Source organism: Pseudonocardia alaniniphila (assembly GCF_022524485.1).
In the GTDB taxonomy this organism is placed as follows: Bacteria; Actinomycetota; Actinomycetes; order Mycobacteriales; family Pseudonocardiaceae; genus Pseudonocardia; species Pseudonocardia alaniniphila.
Map to the genome: position 1 here is coordinate 54,262 of NZ_JAKXMK010000017.1, position 18,354 is coordinate 72,615.

Below are 18,354 nucleotides of genomic sequence, written 5' to 3' on the forward strand. Positions count from 1 at the left end.
GCCTCAGTGCACACGTCATGACGTGTGCACGGAGGCCATCGGGTGTGCACGGTCGACCAGCCGACGGAGGGTCAGCAGTTCCCCGTGATCAGCGCGGCCGCTCGTTCGGCGATGGCGAGCACGGTGGCGCAGGTGTTGGTCGAGACGATCGACGGCATCACCGAGGCGTCGGCGACCCGCAGGCCATCGACGCCGTGCACCCGCAGCTGCGGGTCCACGACCGCCCCGCTGTCGGTGCCGATGCGGCAGGTCCCGACCGCGTGGAAGAGGGTGCCCGCGTTCTGGCGCACCGCACCGCGCAGCGCCGCGTCGTCCTGTGCCGCGGTGCCGGGCATCAGCTCGTGGTCACGCCACGCCGAGAGCGCCTTCGCCTCTCCCACCTCCCGGGCCCGCTGCAGCCCGATCACCATGCGGTCGACGTCCCGCTCGTCGGCGAGGTAGTTCGGGTCGATCAGTGGTGATCCCTCGGGCTTCGCCGGGTTCAACCGGAGCGAACCACGGCTGGCCGGCGTCGTCAGCGCGCTCACCACCGTGAACCCATCGCCCTGTCCCGGCATCCCCCGGGCGCCGGCCGGGAAGCTCATGAAGATCATCTGCGCGTCCACCGGGCCTGCAGGATCACTGCGGAAGCGAACCTGCGGCCGGCGCGCGAACTGTGCGGCGTGCAGGGGCCCCGGCGCGCGGTAGGCCACCCCGGCCTGCGGGTGCTCGTGCAGGTTCTCTCCGACCCCCGGCCGGTCTGCGACGACGGTGATGCCGGCCTCGCGCAGCAGCGCCGCGGGTCCGATCCCGGAGAGCAGCAGGAGCTGCGGCGATGCGATCGTGCCCGCCGCGAGGACGACCTCACGCTCCGCCTCGACCGAACGCGGCTCACCGTCCACCGTGTACTCGACTCCCCGGCACCGGTCGCCGTGCAACACCAGCCGCCGCACGGCCGCGCCCGTGATCACGTCCAGGTTCGACCGGTCCAGCGCCGGGGTCAGGTAGGCATCGGCCGCGCTCTGTCGCATGCCGTGCACCACGGTGAACTCGCTCCAGCCGACTCCTTCGCCCGAACCGGAGTTGAGATCCTCGGCGACGGGATGTCCCGCCTCGACCGCGGCCTCGAACATCGCATCCCACAACGGCTCCTCGGCCTCGCCCGGAGCAACCGTCGTCGGCCCGTCCACTCCCCGGTCACGGGGATCGCCGACCCCGACCGCGTGCTCGGCCCGCTTGAGGAACGGCAGCATCGACGCGTAGTCCCAGCCGGTGGCCCCGGCCGCCGCCCAGGCGTCGTAGCTGTCGCGGTGGCCGCGCGTGTGCAGCGACGCGTTGATCGCGCTGGAGCCGCCGAGCACCTTGCCCCGCGGCCACGGCAGCACGACACCACCGAGGCGCCGCTGCGGCACGGTCTCGTACGCCCAGTCGACCTCCGTGCCCTTCAGCGTCGACCACATCGCCGGATCGGCCATCGCCGGTGGCCCGCTACGAGCACCCGCCTCGAGTAGGAGCACCCGCACCGCGCGGTCCTCGGACAACCGCGACGCGAGCACGCACCCTGCCGTACCGCCGCCCACGATGATGTAGTCGAACGCCACCCGACCTCCCCCGGCCGAACCCCGGACGAGCTCCACCGTGCCACCGGGCCGATCGGATTCGGCCCGCCCGGTGAACCCGGTCACCTGCCGATTCGTCCGGCGTCGGCTCAACTCGACGGCGCGTCCGGACCTCTCATCAGCCATCGGTCAAACCACTCGCGCGAACGCCGGAGTATGTCGAGCTGGTGGTTGCGCTCGCGGATCGAGTGGTTCTCTCTCGGGTAGACGACGTACTCGTGCTCGACGCCGAACCGGCGAAGCGCGCGGTGGAAGAACTCCGCCTGTGCGATCGGGACATTCGTGTCGTTCTTGCCGTGCATGATCAACACCGGCGTGCGGATCTTCGAGGCGAACGAGATCGGGCTCAGCCTGTCGTGTTGGTGGGGGCCCGTTCCCTCCCAGCCGGTGCTGCCGCCGAGCGCGGCCTCGAACCGCCCCCACTCGCCGGTCGCGGCGAGCATTCCCCAGTCGCTGATACCCGCTCCCATGAACGCGGCCTTGAACCGATCGGTCTGTCCGACCGCCCACGCGGCCATGAAACCGCCGTGGCTCCAGCCCCCGATGCCCAGCCGGTCCGGGTCGGCGACGCCGTCGGCGACCAACATGTCGATCCCCGTGAGAACGTCGGTCCACTCGTCGACGCCGACTGCGCCCGCAACGCGTGCGGCGAACTGATGACCATGCCCTTGGCCACCACGTGGGTTCGGCAGGAACACCGCGTACCCCGCCGTCGCCAACCACTGCCCGGAGGGATCCCAGGCGAGCTGGAGTTGGTCCGCGTGCCGGTCGTAGGGGCCGCCGTGGATCAGCGTGACGAGGGGAAATGGGCCGTCCTGCCGAGACTTTCCCGAAGGGAGGATCAGGAGGCCGTCGAGCACCAGTCCGTCGGATGCCGCGTAGGACAGCCGCTCCTGCACGCCCCACCGGACATCCCGAAGTTCGGGTCTCGTATCGCTGATCCGCACCAGCGGCCCCAGCGGCGACCCGGCGTGCACGTCCCGGGGCTCGTAGGACGTGCTCACCACGGCGGCGACGACATCGCCGCGTCCACTCGCGGTCAGGAACCTCGCGAAACCCTGGGCGCGGGATATCTCCACGAACCGCGGATCGGCCGGGTCGAGCCGGTGAATCGCGGTGTCCAGGCCGTCGGCGAACAGGGCCAGCGGCGCACCGGAGTCGATCTGGACGAGCTGCAACGGGCAGATGTTCATTCCGCGAGTCAGGTTGCGGTGCTCGCCTGCCTTCCCGCCGGTGGGCACGGCGACGTCGAACACCGCGGTACCTCCGACCAGACCGGGTGGGGTCGTCGCCAGGTACGCCAGGTGCCAGCCTGCATCAGCGCGCCACCAGACAAGAGACGATGCCTCCACCTGCGCAGGGCCGAGGTCCCGTGCCGCCCCACTGTCCACTGCGAGCAGGTGGAGTCCGGTCTCCAGCAGGCCCGGGTCCGGATCAGGCGTGGACCAGGTGAGCACCGCCAGCGGCCCACCATCGGGTCGTTGCACCACCTCGACGACGTGCCGGTCGCCGAGCGCCTCCGGAGTTCTGATCTCACGGGTCCGCAGGTCGAGCAACCGCAGCCGGGAGAAGCGCACGCGCTCACCCCATACCTCGGCGTCGTCGCGTTGCTCGGCCCGCCGCTCGTCCTCATCGGTCGGTTCGTCGCCTGCGATGACGGCGATCACGTCGGGCTCGGCCAGCGGGCGGTGATCGTGGATTCCGCTCTTCCAGGCCGTGAGGGCTTCGGCATCACCACCGGCAGGGCGGATTCGCTGCAGTTGCGCCGTGCCGCGTTCCGACCGGTCCGAGAGGAAGAAGAGCCACTGTGAATCCGGTGCCCATCGCGGCGAGGAGACCTGCACGGCGCCCCCGGCGAGCTGCCGCGCGGGCTCGCTCCCATCGGCCGGTGCGATCCACAATGCGCTGACCGGCAGCTCGTCCGCCTGCCCGACAGGGGTGACAATGAACGCGACCCATCGGCCGTTCGGCGACAGCACCGGTGTGGACGGCGTGCTGCCATCGACCACGAACTCGTCACTCAGTTCCGCTCGGGGCGGTGTGGCGAACATCAACTGATCCTTTCAGGCACGCAGGAGCAGGATCGCCACTCAGTAGGTCGTCCGCTACGTCGGCGACCAAGGGCAGCCATGCGGGAGGAGCCCGTCGATCGTGACGAGAATCGACCGTCGCACCGCTCTCAAAGCCGGCGGGGTGCTGGCTCTCGCCGCTCTCGCGAGCTGCGTCGACAACGAATCCGCGACGGCCGTACCGCCCAGCCCTGTCGCAGCCGGACCGAGTCCCGCTGCGGCCCGTCCGACCCTCTCCGCCGCGGCCGCGCCCGACTGGAACGGGTTGCGGAGCGGCCTCGACGGCACGCTCTTCCTGCGCGGTGAGAGCGGGTACCCCGCCGCCCACCAGCTGTTCAACCCGAAGTTCGACTCGATCCAGCCGGCTGCCGTCGTCCGGGCCGCAAGCACCGACGATGTGCGCGAGTCGATCCTGTTCGCCCGGCAGAACGGACTGGTCTGCGTCCCCAAGGGCGGTGGGCACTCCTACGTCGGAGCCTCCACTGTGGCGGGCGGGCTGGTCGTCGACGTCGGACCGATGAGCAGCGTCGGTTACTCCGACGACGTGGTGACCGTCGGCGCCGGTGCGAAGCTGTACGACGTCCACGCGCAGCTGGACAAGGACGGCCGATCCCTCCCGACCGGGACCTGTCCCACCGTCGGTGTCGCCGGTCTGGCCCTGGGCGGCGGGATGGGAGTCCACACCCGCACCTACGGTCTGACGAGCGATCGGATCCTGTCGATGCAGGTGGTCACCGCCGATGGGGTCGCCCACACCGCCGACCCCACGCAGGACGCGGACCTCTACTGGGCGTTGCGCGGGGGAGGCGGAGGCAACCTCGGCATCGTCACGTCGTTCCGGCTGGCCACGATCCCCGCGAGCAGGCTCGGATTCTTCACACTGACCTGGCCGGAGGAGGCCGCGACTGCGGCGCTGCGGGGCTGGCAGCGATTCGCGCACGAGGCTCCGGCGACGGCCTGGGCGAACTTCCACATCGACGCCCAGAGCAGCGGAACGTTGTCGATCCATGCTGTCGGCGTGTCCACCACGGGTTCGGCCGCGGCCGCGGCCGAGCAACTGGAGTCGTTCGTCGGGGCGAAGGCCACCAGCCGATCGATCACCGTCAAGACCCACATGCAGGCGGTCACGTACCTGGGCGGCGGGACCACCAGCGCGCGAACGGGATTCCTCGCAGGCTCCGACGTCCTGCGGGGTCCCATGGACGCGGCGACGGTCACCCGGCTGCTCGCCGTGGTGAAGGCTGCCGCACGGGCGAAGGTGCCCGCGTCCGCGATCCTGGACCCGCTGGGCGGTCAAGCGGCGAAACAGCCGCAAGGTGGTGCCGCGTGGCCATGGCGCTCCGCGCTCGGCGTCATCCAGTGGTACTCCGGCCTCCCGGCCCACCCGTCCGCCGCGGCCCTTCGGGCGGCGCAGAACTTCCTGACCTCCGGGCATCGCGCCGTGGCCGGTGCCTCGGCCGGCGGCTACGTCAACTACATCGAGGCCGGCCGCTCGGTGAGCTCCTACTACGGGTCCAGCCTGGCCAGATTGCGTGCCGTGAAGACGCAGTACGACCCGACCGACTTCTTCAAGGCCTCGCACGCCGCATTCGGGTAGTCACGAACCCGCCATGCGAAGCCTGCGCGCGATCGCCCGGCGGGCCCTGTCGATGCCCACATCGTTCACCGCCGCCCGTACTGGATCCGGCCATTCACCGTTCTTGTCCCGGCCGACCGAGATGGCGGCGATCCTGCGCGAGGAGATGGCGAACGCTCTGGCCTGACGGCGGCTTCGCGCCATGCCCTACCGCTGCGTGATCGCCTCGGCCGCTGTGCGGCGAAGGTGGCAGCTCACGTCTCCGACCAGGTCGATGTGCACGCGCCGCTCCACGAAGCGCCATCTCCCGTCGCGGCGCTCGAAGCGGTCGTGGTATCGGCCGCTGACGATGGGTTGCAGGGGCAGGTCGGGCAGCGCCTGCAGCGCGGTGACGTACGACCGGGCGCCCGCTGTGCCCGCCTCCTCGTCGACCTCCACGATGATGTTCGTGACGAGATGCTTGGTGCGAGGGGTGCTGTCCTCGTAGACGATCAGCGAATCTCTGAGCATCGCCTCGATGGCGTCCCGGCCGGTGATCGGCACGTCCCGCCCGATGAAGGTGGCGTCGGCGAGCAGGTGGCCGACACCCGCGAAGTCGCCGTCGTCCACGAGTTCCGCGTAGGTGGCGATGAGGTTTTCGATGGCCCGGTGGCTCGAAGCCGGATCGGCCGGTGTGCCGGATGAGGGCATGGTCACCGTTGCGACACTAGGTGGGCGAGGCTGTGGTTCGAACCCGATTGGTCGGGGTGTGGGCCGCTGTTTAGGCTGACGCCGCACGCAGGACGTGACGGCCGAAGGAGGTGGGACCCATCACCGCTCGTCCAGGCTGGGCACTCCCCGCCTCGCGCCCCTGCAGCTGACCCGACCGAAGTCGCCGAGGGGGCGCCGCGGGTATCGCGAAAGGCTCCCATGTCGATCTCACCCCCCTCTCTCCCCGAACCCGCGTCCGACATCGTCAGCCGGCTCCGCGCGGCCGGGTGTGTGTTCGCCGAGGACGAGGCGCGCTTGCTCCTCTCCGCGGCCCCTACCCCGTCCGACCTCGCAGTCATGCTGGAGCGGCGCATCGCGGGCCTGCCGCTCGAGCAGGTGCTCGGCTGGGCGGAGTTCTGCGGTCTTCGGGTGGCCGTGGATCCCGGGGTCTTCGTCCCACGCCGCCGCACGGAGTTCCTCGTCCACGAGGCGGTCGACCTCCTGCGGCCCGGGGCCGTGGTCGTCGACCTGTGCTGCGGCACCGGTGCGGTGGGTGCCGCGATAGCTGCGGCACCGATCCCCGTCGAGGTGCACGCCGCCGATGTCGACCCGGCCGCCGTGCGTTGCGCACGCCGCAACCTCGGCCCTGTCGGCGGCCTGGTCTACGAGGGCGATCTCGACGAGCCGCTGCCCGTGGCGCTGCGCGGGCGCGTCGACGTCCTGGTGGCCAACGCGCCCTACGTGCCCACCGACGCGATCGGCCTGATGCCACCGGAAGCCCGTCTGCACGAGCCGAGGGTCGCGCTCGACGGCGGGCCGGATGGGCTCGACGTGCAGCGCCGCGTGGTCGCCGTGGCCCCGAAATGGCTGGCGCCGGGTGGCCACCTGCTGATCGAGACGAGCGAGCAGCAGGCGCCGCACACCGCCGACGCGTTCGTCCGGCACGGGCTCCGAGCGCGGGTGGCCTGCTCGGACGAGCTGAGCGCCACCGTGGTGATCGGGACGATGCCCGACTGACGGCGCTGGTCAGAGCCCGGCGGCGAGCTCCCGCAGGTGCTGGTGCATCCCGCCGTAGGCCCGCATCGGGGGCAGCAGGTCCTTGGCGACCTTGACCGCGGCTGAGAAGTTCGGGTCGACCATGTTCGCGATCGGCGACTCGCTGATCTGCGTCAGCAGCTGGTAGGCGTCCATCTTGCCCATCCCGAGCAGGCCGCCCAGCCAGCCGATCATGTCGACCTGGGCGGCGCGCCAGGCGTCGTCCAGCGGTCGGCCCGAGCCGACCGTCATGAGGTGACGGTCGTCCTCGATGCGTGGCCAGGCCGGGGCTCCGCCCTTGATCAGGTCGACGATCATGGTGACGTTCATCGCGGTCTCCACGGCGACCCCGCAGCTCTCGCCCTCACCCTGCCGGGCGTGTCCGTCGCCGATGGAGAACAGCGCCCCCTCGACGTTCACGCCGAGGTAGCAGGTGGCTCCGGCCCGCATCTCGGGTGTGTCCATGTTGCCGCCGAAGGTGTCGGGCACGGCCGTGGAGCGCACCTCGCCCCGTTCCGGTGCCACGCCGACTGTGCCCAGCATCGGTTCCAGCGGGAGCAGGATCCGATGGTCGGACTCGTTGGCGTTGAAGGTGACCGTGCGGGCGGCGGAGTCGATCTCGTACACCCACGTCAGCTCGGGGAGCGGATCCTGCAGCGTGGCGGTGCGAGTGGTGCCGGTCAGGCCTCCGAACAGGGGGAGGGTGGTCGACACGCCCCAGTCCCTGGCGGGTTCGATCGACACGAAGTGCAGCGCGAGGGTGTCACCGGGCTCAGCGCCTTCGACGAAGAACGGGCCGGTCTGCGGGTTGGTGTAGCGAGTGTCCAGGAGCGCGCTCGCCCGGTCCTTCGTGTCGCGCAGCCGGCCGGCGAAGGCGTCATCGGACCACAGCTGCAGCACCGACCCGGGCCGGACCCGCCGGATCGGGGCCGTTCCGCCGAAGCTCCAGCCGTACTGCTCGGGGGTCGGTGCGAACTCGATGACGTCCATGGTCCTCCGTGCTGTTCGTGACGTGAGCCGACTAGCGGTCGAGGCGCTTGTAGTTCGGCGCGAAGGCCAGCAGCTCCTCCACCGACCGCGCGCAATTCAGCAGACGGGCATCGGAGCCCCGCCGGCCGACGAGCTGAACCCCCAGCGGCAGACCGTGCTCTCCCAGCGCCGCGGGCAGGCAGATCGCCGGCGTGCCGGCGAGGCTCCACCTGGTGCAGTAGCGCGGGTCGCCGTTGTCGCCCGCGGGCGGGGCCGTGCCGGAGGCGGGAACGGTGAGCAGGAAGTCCACGGTGGACAGCGCCTCGTCCATCTCGGTGACGAGCTCGGCGCGCCGCTCCTGCGCCTGCTGATACGCGTCGGCACTGATCGTGGCGGCATGGTCGAGCATCTCGCGGACCTTCTCACCGACGAGGTCGACTCGATCGATCCCGAGCCGCCCGATTGCGGCCGCGCCCTCGAACTCCGAGATCGTGCGGTGCAGCGACAGCCCTTCGTCGCCGCAGAGCGGGGTGGTCGACTCGGTGACGCGGGCGCCGGCGTCGGCCAGCTGCCGAGCCGTCCCGTCCAGCACCGCGCGCATCTCGGCACTGGTCACCGACCAGTCCTGCGTGTGGACGACGCCGATCCGCAGCTCCGCGGGTTCCCGAGGCGCCAAGGTCGCGTCGAAACTCAGTTCGCCCCCCGACATGACGTCGGCCGCGGTGCCGGCCAGCCGGACGGTGCGGGCGAAGACCCCCACCGTGTCGATGCTGGGCGCGTAGAGCCACAGCCCGTCGGTGGGGATCGCGCCGTAGGTGGGCTTGAACCCGACGACACCGCAGTACGCGGCGGGGCGGACGACCGAACCGTTGGTCTGCGTACCGATCGCCAGGGGCACGAGACCGACTCCGACCGCGGCGGCAGATCCGCTGGAGGAACCGCCCGGACTGAAGGCGGGGTTCCACGGGTTGCGCGTGGCGTTCGCGCCGAAGTAGGCGAACTCGCTGGTCACGGTCTTGCCCACGACCACCGCACGCCAGTTCTGTAGCGCCGTGACCGCTGCGGCGGTGCTCGTGGCCTGCCGGGCGGGCACGGCGGTCGTGCCGAGCCCGGTCGGGAGGCCCGCGACGTCGAACAGGTCCTTGACGCCCACCGCTATCGCGTTCGACCGCTCGTCCGACGGGCCGCGGGACGTGCCGACACACGTGAAGGCACGCACCGTCCGGTCCAGGTCGCGCACCCGCTCGAGCTGATCGCTCACCGTCATCTCTCTCCTCACCGTCCTGCCATCGCGAGGAAGCGCCAGCGCAGGATCACGCGCTCGAGTCTCCCGACCGCGGCCAGGAGCACCAGAGAGAGAAGCCCCACGACGATCAGGTTCGCCAACACGGTGGGCACGTCATAGAGGCTCCCGGCGATGAGGATCGCGTGGCCCAGCCCGGAGTCCGAGGAGATGAACTCCCCGATGATCGCCCCGATCAAGGCGAGTCCGGCCGTCAGCCGCAGGCCGCCACAGATGTTCGTGAGCGACGAGGGCAGCACCAGTAGCCGGAACACCCGCCGGGTGGGCGCCCCCATCGACCGCAGCATCCGGATCTGCAGCGGGTCGGTGCCGCGTGCCCCGTCGAAGGCAAGTACGAGCGCCGTCACCACGACCGACGCAGCCGACATCACCACCTTCGACGACACGCCGGTGCCGGCCCAGACGATGACGATCGGCGCCAGCGCAGCGATCGGGGTGGCCCCGAGCAGGGCGATGGCGGGCCGCAGCATCTGCTCCACCAGCCGCGAGCACCAGAGCCCCACGCCCACGGCCGCTCCGATCACGTTGCCGATCACGAACCCGCACAACGCCTCGACCGCGGTGGTGGCGGCGTCGTGGAGCATCGCCCCCGACCCGAGGCCGCGCACGACGGTCTGCCAGATGAGCTCGGGGCTCCCGTACAGCAACGGACTGACCGAGCCGGCGTCGACCGCGAACTGCCAGGACGCCAGCCCGATCGCCAGCAACACGACGTCGAGCACGATCGCCACCCAGAGCGATCGATGCCGCCGCCCGGCCGCATCCTGCCTGCCCGCTGGCCGCGGCGCCGCCGGGAGCTCGGGTGCCGCCGCCCGGGACAGTTCCTGATCAGCGGTCATCGCAGGCCCTCGCTGAGCTCGGCCGGCGCGTCACACAGGCGCTGTGCCATCGGTTCGCGCGTGATCTCGCACATCACGACTCGATCTCCTGCCAGATCGCGCGCACGTGGTGGCCGAACCCGTCGATCTTCCGCACCTCGACCGGTGCGAGACCCGTAGCCGCGAACGGGACCTCGTGGACCGCGGCGACCCGGCCGGGACGCCCGGACATGACGAGCACGACGTCCGACACCGCGACGGCTTCGTCGATGTCATGGGTGACGAGGACCGCCGTGCCGCCGGACCGCCGGAACCCGAGGAGGAGCTCGGCCTCGAGCTTCAGCTTCGTCTGGTAGTCCAGCGCCGAGAACGGCTCGTCGAGCAGCAGCAGGGCGGGCTCGATGCTCATCGTCCGGGCGAAGGCCGCGCGCTGCCGCATCCCGCCGGAGAGCTGACACGGGTAGAAGGCTTCGAAGCCCGCGAGGCCGTAGGTCGGCAGCAGTTCGCCGGCCCTCGCACGGGCCTCACGGCGTGGTGCGCCCTGCGCCTCCAGGCCGAGTGCCACGTTCTGGGTGACCGTGCGCCAGTCCAGCAGCAGGTCGCGTTGGAACATGTATCCGATGCGCCGGCCCTCGGCGAGCACGGCGTTGTGGACGGAGCCGCTCGCGGGCTCGCCCAGGCCCGCGACCAGGTTGAGGAGCGTGGATTTTCCGCACCCGCTCGGCCCGACGATCGATACGAACGAGCCGGCGGGCACCTCGAAGGAGACGCCCTCGACCGCCGTGTAGTCACCGAACCGGACGGTCACGTCGTTCAGCGCCACGGTGGTGGTCACGGTGGCGCTCACTGCCCCTGCACGGTGGCACTGGCGTGCTGGGCGAAGCTGTTGTCGATGATCTGGTCGAACGGCACGTTGCAGCTGCAGTTGCCGAGCTGGCGGCCCAGGTTCATCAGTGTGGACCAGCCCTGCTGGGAGACCACGGTGCTCTCGGCCGGGATGTGGTTGTCGATCTGCCGCTGGATGGCCGCGTCCACCACCTGGGGCGGCAGGTTCGGGAACTCCGTGCGCGCGATCGCCTTGGCGTCGTCCGGGTCCTGGTAGACGTGCTGCGCGCCCATCTGCAGCGCGGTGACGATCTTCTGGGCGACGTCGGGGTGGGCCCGCACGTAGCTCTCCCTGGCCTGCAGGCCCGTGTTGGTGAACTCGCCGATCGCGTCGGCCCAGCTGTAGAGGACGTGGGCGCCGTCCTGCACGACGGCCATGTCGACGTTGGGCTCGTAGGCGACCGCCACGTCCGCCTGGCCGGCCAGCACCGGTCCGATCTCGGTGCCCGGCGACACCGTGGTGATGTGCACGTCCTTGGTGGGGTCCAGCCCCGCTTGCACGATGCTGTTGGTGAGCACGCTGTGGTTGGTGTTCGGCGGCGGTGACGTCACGAAGGTCAGCCCCGCGAACTGTTTGGGATCCGTGAACGGCGTGCTGATCTTCTTCGAGACCGCGAAGTACTGGGCACGCGACACCAGTTCGGCCAGGACGAGCCCGTCCCCTCCCTTCTCGCGGGAGATCTCCGCGAGCGTAGCGTCGCCGAGCGCGAACTGCGCCGAGCCACCCAGTACCGCCGCGAACGCCTGTGAGTCGCCGCCCGCCGCGGACAGGTTCAGGGTGATGCCCTGCTGTGTGAAGTAGCCCTCGTGCTGGGCGACGTAGAGGTCGATGTACCCGAGGTTGTGCACCGCTTCGGACAGGTTCACGGTGGTGGTGCCGTTCGCCGAGGTGGCGGCCGGCGTGCCACCCGAACCGCACGCGGCCAGCGCCAGCGCCGAGACGAGCGCGAGCGCCACCAGCCACGGTCGGCGGAGAGCGCCGCGGGGCGCATGGTCGAGCATTCTCCACCTAACGGACACCAATCCCCCAGCCAGAAAACGAGAACCAGATCCGGCGGACGACCCGCCGGATCCGATCCTTTGGTACGTGGCAACGGAAGTCGAGTTAAACTCATGTGACTGCCGAGTTTCAGGGGATGCCTTGTAGTAACACTTCTCGCCTGCTCGAGAATTGAGCCGCGAATTGCTGAGAGGGTGGCAATCGCTGTGGTCCGGCTCCTTTTCGTGCCGCCCGACCCTGCCGTTCGTCGGACGGGCGGAGTCCTGGATCAGGCTCAGGATCAGGGATGATGGGGGTGATGGAGGTCGAGCGGCCGGAGCATCGGGGATTCGACCGGGGGATTCTCTGCCCCTCTGGCGTCGCCTTGCCTCGAGCTTTCATATGGGCCGGCGGCCCACCGGTCCGGTCCGGTCCGGCGCGAGCCACCGGATCCGGGCCGGCTCCGGCCGGTGTGACCACCGCAACTCTCGAAACCGGGGCGGAATGTCGGCCGTGATCGGCACGGGCGATTCCGTCATTGCCGCGGGCGCTGTGTCAGCGGGGAGCCTTTTCGCCGTTCACTCCGCCGGGGCGGGCTTGCGGGCAAGCCGGTCGCCCAGCTCGGCGTCGTCGGCCACGAACCACAGGTGACGCCCGCGGTTGCACTCCACCACGAACGCACGCAGCGACGCGCTCCCGGCCAGGAGCTCGGACAGGTCGCCGCGCACCGCGAGGCGCAGCCGGTAGTTGACGAACTTCTGGACGATCTCGCCCGCGATGCCGGTGGAGAGCGTGAAGAACCCGGGGTCGAGTCGTTCGACCGGGACGACGACGAGCTCGGCCCGCTGGTACAGCGCCTCGCCGATCACCTCGAGGGCGTCGGCGCTGGTGCGGAGCTTGGGTCCGCCGGGAGCGCAGGCGAGGACGTGCGTGCCGCGGATGTTCGTCACGGTGTCGGCCACATGCCCAGCGCTCATGCGCACAGTCTCGGTGATGCGAGGGACCGTGGCTCGTGAATTTCCGGTGCCTCGGTCAGGCCGTCGTGGTAGGCGGGCGGATCCGCCGTCGGCGCACCAGCGCGCCGAGCGCGGCCGCAGCCGCCACACCCGCGACGAGGGGAGGGGCGAGGAACAGGGCGCCGACGGCCCAGAGGTTGGCGCCGACGACCTCGGCGCTCGCGCTGTAGACGCAGAACAGCACGAACGCCGGTAGGGCGACGCCCGCCAATGCCACCAGCACCCCGCGCACGTATCCGGCGGCTCCTGCCAGGGCAGCGAGCCCGGCTGCTGCCCCGGCCCAGTGCCCCGTGCGCACCGGTGAGGCGAGAGTGTTCGGGTCGCGCGTGGGCACCACGCTCCAGTCGGCCGGGAACACCGCCCACCACAGCACGAATGTGGCGACGGCGAGCAGGGCGGTGATCCCTGCGGTGCGCATCAACCGACGTTCACGAACTCGATCACCGGCTCCACGCGCACCGGGGTGGCGAGGCTGTTGGCGATGAAGCACTCGCGGTGCGCGACCTCCACGAGGTGCCGGACGCGGTCCTCGGTCGGGCCCGCGGCGAGCTGGATCCGCGGCCGCAGCACGATCTCGGCGAGCCGGATCGGGCGGTCGGCCTCGGGCATCGTGGCCGTGGCCTCGTCGTGGTAGTCACGCACGTCCAGCCGGGCCCGCGCGGCCACCGCGAGGAACGACAGCAGCTGGCAGGACGCCGCGGCCAGCACCACGAGCTGTTCCGGGTTGAGTTGCGTGGGGTCGCCGCGGAACGCCGGGTCGGACGACAGCGTGAGCTCGGGGGCGGCCGGCGGGGCGGCGCCCTGGTGCGACCGGCCGTAGTGCTCGTAGCCCGCGGCGGTGGAGCCGGACCACGAGCACGTTGCCTGGTACCGGTGCACGGAGTCCTCAGCCATGATCTGACCGTAGTCGGCTCACGCGAGGTCCCGCAGCAGCTCGGCGAGCTCGGCGGGGCGGTTCTCGGGGATCATGTGGTTCGTCGCGATCTCGTGGTAGCGCCAGGCCGGGCTCTCCTGCGCGCGCCGTGCCGGCGTCTCGAAGGCGGCCCCGGGATCCACGGTCGCCCGGATGTACGTGCGGCCGAACGGCTGCTCCTCCAGCGGGGTCGAGAGCCGGACCGGTTCGGTGAGCGTGCCCACCGGTTGCGGGGTGCGGCGCAGGTTCGACCACTCCGCAGCCGCCGGGTCGTCGTACTCCCGCTTCGGTGGTGGCACGAGCCAGGGAGCCCCGATGTCCGACGCCGGATTGCCGAAGCCCCCACCGGTCAGCGTGGCCAGGCTGTCGCCGTCGGCGGGGACGAACGCGTCCAGGTAGACGAGCTCGCGCACCCTGGTGCCGATGTGGTCCAGCGCCCCCGTGACGACCATGCCGCCGTAGGAGTAGCCGAGCAGCACGATGTCGTCGAGGTCCTCGTAGCGCACCACGTTGACGAGGTCGAGCACGTGCGTCGACAGATCGACGTGCGGTCCGGTCAGGTGCGACCGCTCGCCGATGCCGGTGAGCGAGGGGGTGAAGACCTCGTGGCCGTCGGCGTGCAGCAGCCGCCGGACGAACCGGAAGCCGTACGAGCCACCCCACGCGCCGTGTACCAGTACGAATCGAGTCACGTGATCAACGCTTCGGGACGCCGGCGTCACGAACCCCGATCGGATCGGCCGCCCGCCGGGGAGCGAGCGGGCCTCGGGAACGGCGGCCCAGGAACTCCCGGCCGGTCTTCAGCACCCGGCTCACCGTGTTCGGGCCTCGCCGTGCCTCGATGAGGTCGCCGATACGCCCGAGCAGCCAGCCCAGCAGCGGCGCCGCGACCGCCAGGATCAGCCACATCCGCAATCGCGCCGACAAGAACGCCCACATCGGGCTCACCTCCGATCTGAGCCGGTCTTTCCGGCCGGGAGCCTATGCGGGCGCGCTCCATCCCGCACGATCAATTCGCCGGCCGGGCCCGGTCACATCTTCGCTGCGGCGCTCTTGATCGCCTCGCGGATGCGGAAGTAGGTGCCGCACCGGCAGACGTTCTCGATCTCGTCGATCTCCTCGTCCGTCGGGTCGCTGGTGCGGTTGAGCAGGGCCACCGCGGCCATGATCTGGCCCGGCTGGCAGTAGCCGCACTGGGCGACGTCCTGTTCGAGCCAGGCCTCCTGCACCGGATGCAGCTGATCGCCGTCGGCGAGCCCTTCGATCGTGGTGATCTCGCGCCCCTCGACGTCCGACACCGGGGTGACGCACGGGTTGAACGCCTCCCCGTCCAAATGGGAGGTGCAGGCCTTGCACACGTCGATCCCGCACCCGTACTTCGGTCCGGTGATCCCCAGCTTGTCGCGCAGGGCCCAGAGTGCGGGCAGGTCGGCGGGGGCGTCGACGGTCACCTCGCGACCGTTGACCGTGAAGCTGTAGCTCGGCATGGCGGGGCCTCCTAGCGGGGGAACGGCTCGAAGTCGACCGGGAAGTTGATCGGGAAGCTGCGCGGGGCGATGCCCGTGGCGCGGGCGTAGGCGTTGGCGATCGCGCCGGCCGCGGCGGGGATGCCCAGCTCGCCCGCCCCGCCCGGTTCGCCATCGCCAGGCAGGATGAAGATCTGCACGTCGGTGGGGGAGTTCGCCTGGCGCGCGTAGTGGAACTGCGAGTAGCTCCCCTCCAGCGGCAGCCCCTTGTCGATGTGCAGGCCGGCCTGCAACGTCACCGAGATCGCGTCCGTGAGACCGCCCAGCAGCTGCGCCTTGAGCCCTCGCGGGTTGATCGGGAGGCCGTAGTCACCGGCGATCACGGCCTTCGTCACGCGCGGGGCGTGCGGGTCGCGGCCGTCGATCTCCACGAGACACGCGGTGCGCGAGCGGTACTCCTCGTGGAACGCGATGCCCTGGGCGAAGCCGTCGTCCATGGAGCGGCCCCAGTCGCCCTCCTCGGCGACCTTGTCGAGCACCGCCCGCTGCGCGTCGCTCTTGAGGAACGCGCGACGGAACTCGTAAGGGTCCTTGCCGAGCTTCTCCGCCACGGCGTCCACGACGATCTCCTCGCCGCACCGCGAGCTCACCGAGTACACCGAGCGCCACGCGCCCGTGTGCATCTTGATGGGCGCCTCCGTGAGCACCTGCTCCACGGCCCCGAAGTTGTAGGGGCTCTTCACGGTGAGCATGAAGACGGATTGCGCGAAGCCGAAGTTGCCGCCCGGAAGCTCCGCCGCGGTCGCGGACAGGATCTCGCCGAGGCCGTGCGTCCAGTCGGTCTCGACGAACGCGGTGTGGTGCTCGAGCCGCAGCACGGTGTCGGGTCCGAGGGTGGCCCGGAAGCGGTGGTGGGCGGCCGGTCTGGCGCGGCCGTGGCGCATGTCGTCGGTGCGCGACCACATGAGCTTGATGACCCGGCCGGTGGCCTTCGAGATCCGCGCCGCCTCCAGCGGGCCGTCCCAGAACAGCCTGCGCCCGAACGACCCGCCGGACTGCACCACATGGCAGGTGACGTTGCCGGGCAGGAGGCCGAGCTCCTTGGCGATCTGTTGCTGGGCGACGATCGGCGACTTCATGCCGCCCCAGATCTCGGCCTTTCCGCCCCGGACGTCGGCAACCGCGGAGTTGGTCTCCATCGGTGCGTGGCTGATCGGGGCCCAGTCGAACTCGAAGTCCATCTGGTTCGGCAGCGAGATCGGGGGGATCAGCGGCAGCGTCGTCTTGCGCAGCGCGTCTCTGATGCCCTCGTCCGACAGGTCGTCGACCGTGCCGGAGCCCCAGCTGACGTCCAGCGCCGTCACCGCGTCCAGAGCCTGCCCGAACGTCTCCGCGACGACGGCGACGCCGGTCTCGATCACCGCGATGTCGAGGACGCCGGGCATGGCCCGCACGTCGTCCTCGTTGTGCACCTCGTCGACCGTGCCGTTGATCGTCGGCGGCCGCCGGACCATCGCGGGGGTGGCGCCCGGGATGTCCATGTCGAGCGTGTAGGTGAAGGCGCCGGTGACCATGGCGCGGGCGTCCACCCGCGGCTGCGGCGTGCCGACGAGCGTGAACTTCGACGGAGGCTTGGGCCGGGCCACCAGCTCACTGATCGGGAGCGTCGCGGCGAGGCGTGTGAGCTCGCCGTAGCCCGCGCTGCGGCCGTCGTCGGCGACGACTCGGCCGTTCTCGGTGCGGAGCCCGTCCACGGGCACGCCCCACCGATCGGCCGCGGCGGCCTGCAGCCGGGCACGTGCCCCTGCAGCGGCCGCACGCACGGGGCCGTAGACCGACCGGATCGAGTTCGACCCTCCGGTGAGCTGGTTGAACAACAGCTCGGGCCGGGCAGGCGCCAGCGGCATGTCGACCTGGTCGAGCGGGATGTCGAGCTCCTCGGCCACCAGCATCGCGACGGCCGTCGTCAGGCCCTGGCCGACCTCCATGCGGGGCAGCTCGGCACGCACCCGGCCGTCCTCGGTGATCTCGACGGTGAACAGCAGCGCCTCGGTGGGCTTGCCGGACAGGATCAGGACGTCACCGAGGTCCTGCAGATCGGCGGGCTGAGGGAGGCTGGGTGTCGGAACGGCGGACGCCGACCCGGGGGCGAGGGTGTCGATGCCGAGCTTCGCGGCGACGGTGAGCGTCGATCCCGCTGCCAGGTAGACGAGGAACTTCCGCCGTCCGAAGACGGTGTCGCGCAGACCGGGCTGCACGGTGCGGTGGCGGCCGCGCATCGGGTCGTCGGTGGTGGGACTGGCCATCCGGGCTCCTCCTGAGGGCACAACGGTGTGCCCCTCGTCGGGGGTCGAGTTCGGTGGTCGTGCGGGGTCGGGCGCCTGAAGAGCCACCGGTCGGGCCCGGTGGCGGCACGGTCGGACAGTGGCCGGGATCACGATGATCAAGGCCTCGTGCTACCAAACGACGGCGATGAAGATCGGAAACGTCGAAGGTGTGAGGAACCTGACCATCCGGCTCGTCGTGCAGCTCAGGCTCGTCCGGACGATCCGCCGCAGCTGTCCGGCAGGTAACCTCGGGGAGGTGACGGGCGACCGTCCGGTCCTGGTGGGACTGCTCCTCTACCTGCTCGTGGCCGCCGCGCCGACGATCTTGTTCTGGGTGGCCGCGAGGCTCGCGCCTGCCGCGATCGAGTGGGTGGCCGAGCTTCGCCGCCGCCGCACCGTCGCCCCGGTGGGGCCGTCCCTCGAGCGCGTCGTCGCCAACCTCCGCAGGCTGCGCCGCGAGGTGCGCGATCGCACGCAGAACACCCAGGTCCGCCGGATTGCGGTGCTCGCCGCCTACGACGACACGCTCTTGCAGGCCTGCGGGCTGGTGGACGTCGACGCCCCGCTCGCCTCGGCCGCCGGCCCCGATCGCGCGTTCGCACGACTGCTCACCGAAGCCGCCCTGGAAGACGCAGGCATCGCTCTCGACCCACCGCAGGACGGGGCTGCCGCAGCTTGACCCGAAACACAGTAAAGTCGCCTTTACGTAC

The 18,354-nt window shown here is 70.8% G+C and carries 19 protein-coding genes; 4 read left to right on the forward strand and 15 right to left on the reverse strand.

Annotated features, from left to right (window positions below; genetic code table 11):
* Positions 1-71 precede the first annotated feature (71 nt).
* Together MMF94_RS20425 and MMF94_RS20430 are read right to left on the reverse strand one after the other, a co-directional pair.
* On the reverse strand, positions 72-1,664 hold the full coding sequence (locus MMF94_RS20425; RefSeq protein WP_241038710.1) for a GMC family oxidoreductase: 1,593 nt from the start codon (positions 1,662-1,664) through the stop codon (positions 72-74).
* Positions 1,665-1,687: 23 nt separating this feature from the next.
* Positions 1,688-3,649, reverse strand: a complete 1,962-nt coding sequence (locus MMF94_RS20430) for a S9 family peptidase (protein WP_241038711.1) — start codon at positions 3,647-3,649, stop codon at positions 1,688-1,690.
* 100 nt (positions 3,650-3,749) lie between these two features.
* Here MMF94_RS20430 and MMF94_RS20435 point away from each other — a divergent pair, with 100 nt between their 5' ends.
* Positions 3,750-5,264, forward strand: coding sequence for an FAD-binding oxidoreductase (locus MMF94_RS20435; protein ID WP_241038712.1), 1,515 nt, complete (start codon positions 3,750-3,752; stop codon positions 5,262-5,264).
* Positions 5,265-5,277: 13 nt separating this feature from the next.
* Positions 5,278-5,430 (forward strand): hypothetical protein, encoded by a 153-nt coding sequence (locus tag MMF94_RS20440; protein WP_241038713.1) that lies wholly within the window; start codon positions 5,278-5,280, stop codon positions 5,428-5,430.
* Between the two features lie 20 nt (positions 5,431-5,450).
* Here the strand turns inward: MMF94_RS20440 and MMF94_RS20445 are convergent, their stop codons facing one another.
* The gene (locus tag MMF94_RS20445) at positions 5,451-5,933 is read right to left on the reverse strand and encodes a nuclear transport factor 2 family protein (protein WP_241038889.1); all 483 of its coding nucleotides are present in this window, start codon (positions 5,931-5,933) and stop codon (positions 5,451-5,453) included.
* Positions 5,934-6,152: 219 nt separating this feature from the next.
* Between MMF94_RS20445 and MMF94_RS20450 the strand changes: the two genes are divergently transcribed.
* Positions 6,153-6,950 carry a putative protein N(5)-glutamine methyltransferase gene (locus MMF94_RS20450; protein ID WP_241038714.1) on the forward strand — a complete coding sequence of 266 codons (798 nt, stop codon included), beginning with the start codon at positions 6,153-6,155 and terminating at the stop codon, positions 6,948-6,950.
* Positions 6,951-6,959: 9 nt separating this feature from the next.
* Here the strand turns inward: MMF94_RS20450 and MMF94_RS20455 are convergent, their stop codons facing one another.
* The 12 genes from MMF94_RS20455 to MMF94_RS20510 form a co-directional block, all read right to left on the reverse strand.
* Positions 6,960-7,958: an acetamidase/formamidase family protein gene (locus tag MMF94_RS20455; RefSeq protein WP_241038715.1), complete on the reverse strand. Its 999-nt coding sequence runs from the start codon at positions 7,956-7,958 to the stop codon at positions 6,960-6,962.
* Positions 7,959-7,989: 31 nt separating this feature from the next.
* On the reverse strand, positions 7,990-9,198 hold the full coding sequence (locus tag MMF94_RS20460; protein ID WP_241038716.1) for an amidase: 1,209 nt from the start codon (positions 9,196-9,198) through the stop codon (positions 7,990-7,992).
* Positions 9,199-9,212: 14 nt separating this feature from the next.
* On the reverse strand, positions 9,213-10,079 hold the full coding sequence (locus MMF94_RS20465) for an ABC transporter permease (protein ID WP_241038717.1): 867 nt from the start codon (positions 10,077-10,079) through the stop codon (positions 9,213-9,215).
* A gap of 73 nt (positions 10,080-10,152) precedes the next feature.
* Positions 10,153-10,905, reverse strand: coding sequence for an ABC transporter ATP-binding protein (locus MMF94_RS20470; protein ID WP_241038718.1), 753 nt, complete (start codon positions 10,903-10,905; stop codon positions 10,153-10,155).
* On the reverse strand, positions 10,902-11,945 hold the full coding sequence (locus tag MMF94_RS20475) for an ABC transporter substrate-binding protein (RefSeq protein ID WP_241038719.1): 1,044 nt from the start codon (positions 11,943-11,945) through the stop codon (positions 10,902-10,904). The genes MMF94_RS20470 and MMF94_RS20475 overlap by 4 nt, the downstream gene beginning before the upstream one ends.
* Before the next feature lie 555 nt (positions 11,946-12,500).
* Positions 12,501-12,899 carry a DUF4180 domain-containing protein gene (locus MMF94_RS20480; RefSeq protein WP_241038720.1) on the reverse strand — a complete coding sequence of 133 codons (399 nt, stop codon included), beginning with the start codon at positions 12,897-12,899 and terminating at the stop codon, positions 12,501-12,503.
* A 55-nt stretch (positions 12,900-12,954) separates the two neighbouring features.
* Positions 12,955-13,356 carry a hypothetical protein gene (locus MMF94_RS20485; protein ID WP_241038721.1) on the reverse strand — a complete coding sequence of 134 codons (402 nt, stop codon included), beginning with the start codon at positions 13,354-13,356 and terminating at the stop codon, positions 12,955-12,957.
* Positions 13,356-13,832, reverse strand: a complete 477-nt coding sequence (locus MMF94_RS20490) for an OsmC family protein (RefSeq protein ID WP_241038722.1) — start codon at positions 13,830-13,832, stop codon at positions 13,356-13,358. The genes MMF94_RS20485 and MMF94_RS20490 overlap by 1 nt, the downstream gene beginning before the upstream one ends.
* A gap of 18 nt (positions 13,833-13,850) precedes the next feature.
* Complete coding sequence (locus MMF94_RS20495) at positions 13,851-14,543, reverse strand: alpha/beta fold hydrolase (protein ID WP_241038723.1); 693 nt, start codon at positions 14,541-14,543, stop codon at positions 13,851-13,853.
* 4 nt (positions 14,544-14,547) lie between these two features.
* Entirely contained in the window at positions 14,548-14,790 is a 243-nt protein-coding gene (locus MMF94_RS20500; RefSeq protein ID WP_241038724.1) for a hypothetical protein, read from the reverse strand.
* 92 nt (positions 14,791-14,882) lie between these two features.
* Positions 14,883-15,338 carry a (2Fe-2S)-binding protein gene (locus MMF94_RS20505; protein WP_241038725.1) on the reverse strand — a complete coding sequence of 152 codons (456 nt, stop codon included), beginning with the start codon at positions 15,336-15,338 and terminating at the stop codon, positions 14,883-14,885.
* A gap of 11 nt (positions 15,339-15,349) precedes the next feature.
* On the reverse strand, positions 15,350-17,623 hold the full coding sequence (locus MMF94_RS20510; protein WP_379660226.1) for a xanthine dehydrogenase family protein molybdopterin-binding subunit: 2,274 nt from the start codon (positions 17,621-17,623) through the stop codon (positions 15,350-15,352).
* A 118-nt stretch (positions 17,624-17,741) separates the two neighbouring features.
* On the opposite strand from MMF94_RS20510, the gene MMF94_RS20515 reads away from it, so the two are divergent.
* Positions 17,742-18,323 carry a hypothetical protein gene (locus MMF94_RS20515; protein ID WP_241038726.1) on the forward strand — a complete coding sequence of 194 codons (582 nt, stop codon included), beginning with the start codon at positions 17,742-17,744 and terminating at the stop codon, positions 18,321-18,323.
* The last annotated feature ends 31 nt before the right edge of the window (positions 18,324-18,354 follow it).

Excerpts from the sequence above, each read along its gene's own strand:
- MMF94_RS20450 (WP_241038714.1), top strand. The coding sequence starts at position 6,153 with ATGTCGATCTCACCCCCCTCTCTCCCCGAACCCGCGTCCGACATCGTC.
- MMF94_RS20455 (WP_241038715.1), bottom strand. The coding sequence starts at position 7,958 with ATGGACGTCATCGAGTTCGCACCGACCCCCGAGCAGTACGGCTGGAGC.
- MMF94_RS20445 (WP_241038889.1), bottom strand. The coding sequence starts at position 5,933 with ATGCCCTCATCCGGCACACCGGCCGATCCGGCTTCGAGCCACCGGGCC.
- MMF94_RS20430 (WP_241038711.1), bottom strand. The coding sequence starts at position 3,649 with ATGTTCGCCACACCGCCCCGAGCGGAACTGAGTGACGAGTTCGTGGTC.
- MMF94_RS20505 (WP_241038725.1), bottom strand. The coding sequence starts at position 15,338 with ATGCCGAGCTACAGCTTCACGGTCAACGGTCGCGAGGTGACCGTCGAC.
- MMF94_RS20510 (WP_379660226.1), bottom strand. The coding sequence starts at position 17,623 with ATGGCCAGTCCCACCACCGACGACCCGATGCGCGGCCGCCACCGCACC.
- MMF94_RS20490 (WP_241038722.1), bottom strand. The coding sequence starts at position 13,832 with ATGGCTGAGGACTCCGTGCACCGGTACCAGGCAACGTGCTCGTGGTCC.
- MMF94_RS20440 (WP_241038713.1), top strand. The coding sequence starts at position 5,278 with ATGCGAAGCCTGCGCGCGATCGCCCGGCGGGCCCTGTCGATGCCCACA.
- MMF94_RS20475 (WP_241038719.1), bottom strand. The coding sequence starts at position 11,945 with ATGCTCGACCATGCGCCCCGCGGCGCTCTCCGCCGACCGTGGCTGGTG.
- MMF94_RS20480 (WP_241038720.1), bottom strand. The coding sequence starts at position 12,899 with ATGAGCGCTGGGCATGTGGCCGACACCGTGACGAACATCCGCGGCACG.
- MMF94_RS20465 (WP_241038717.1), bottom strand. The coding sequence starts at position 10,079 with ATGACCGCTGATCAGGAACTGTCCCGGGCGGCGGCACCCGAGCTCCCG.
- MMF94_RS20485 (WP_241038721.1), bottom strand. The coding sequence starts at position 13,356 with ATGCGCACCGCAGGGATCACCGCCCTGCTCGCCGTCGCCACATTCGTG.
- MMF94_RS20500 (WP_241038724.1), bottom strand. The coding sequence starts at position 14,790 with ATGTGGGCGTTCTTGTCGGCGCGATTGCGGATGTGGCTGATCCTGGCG.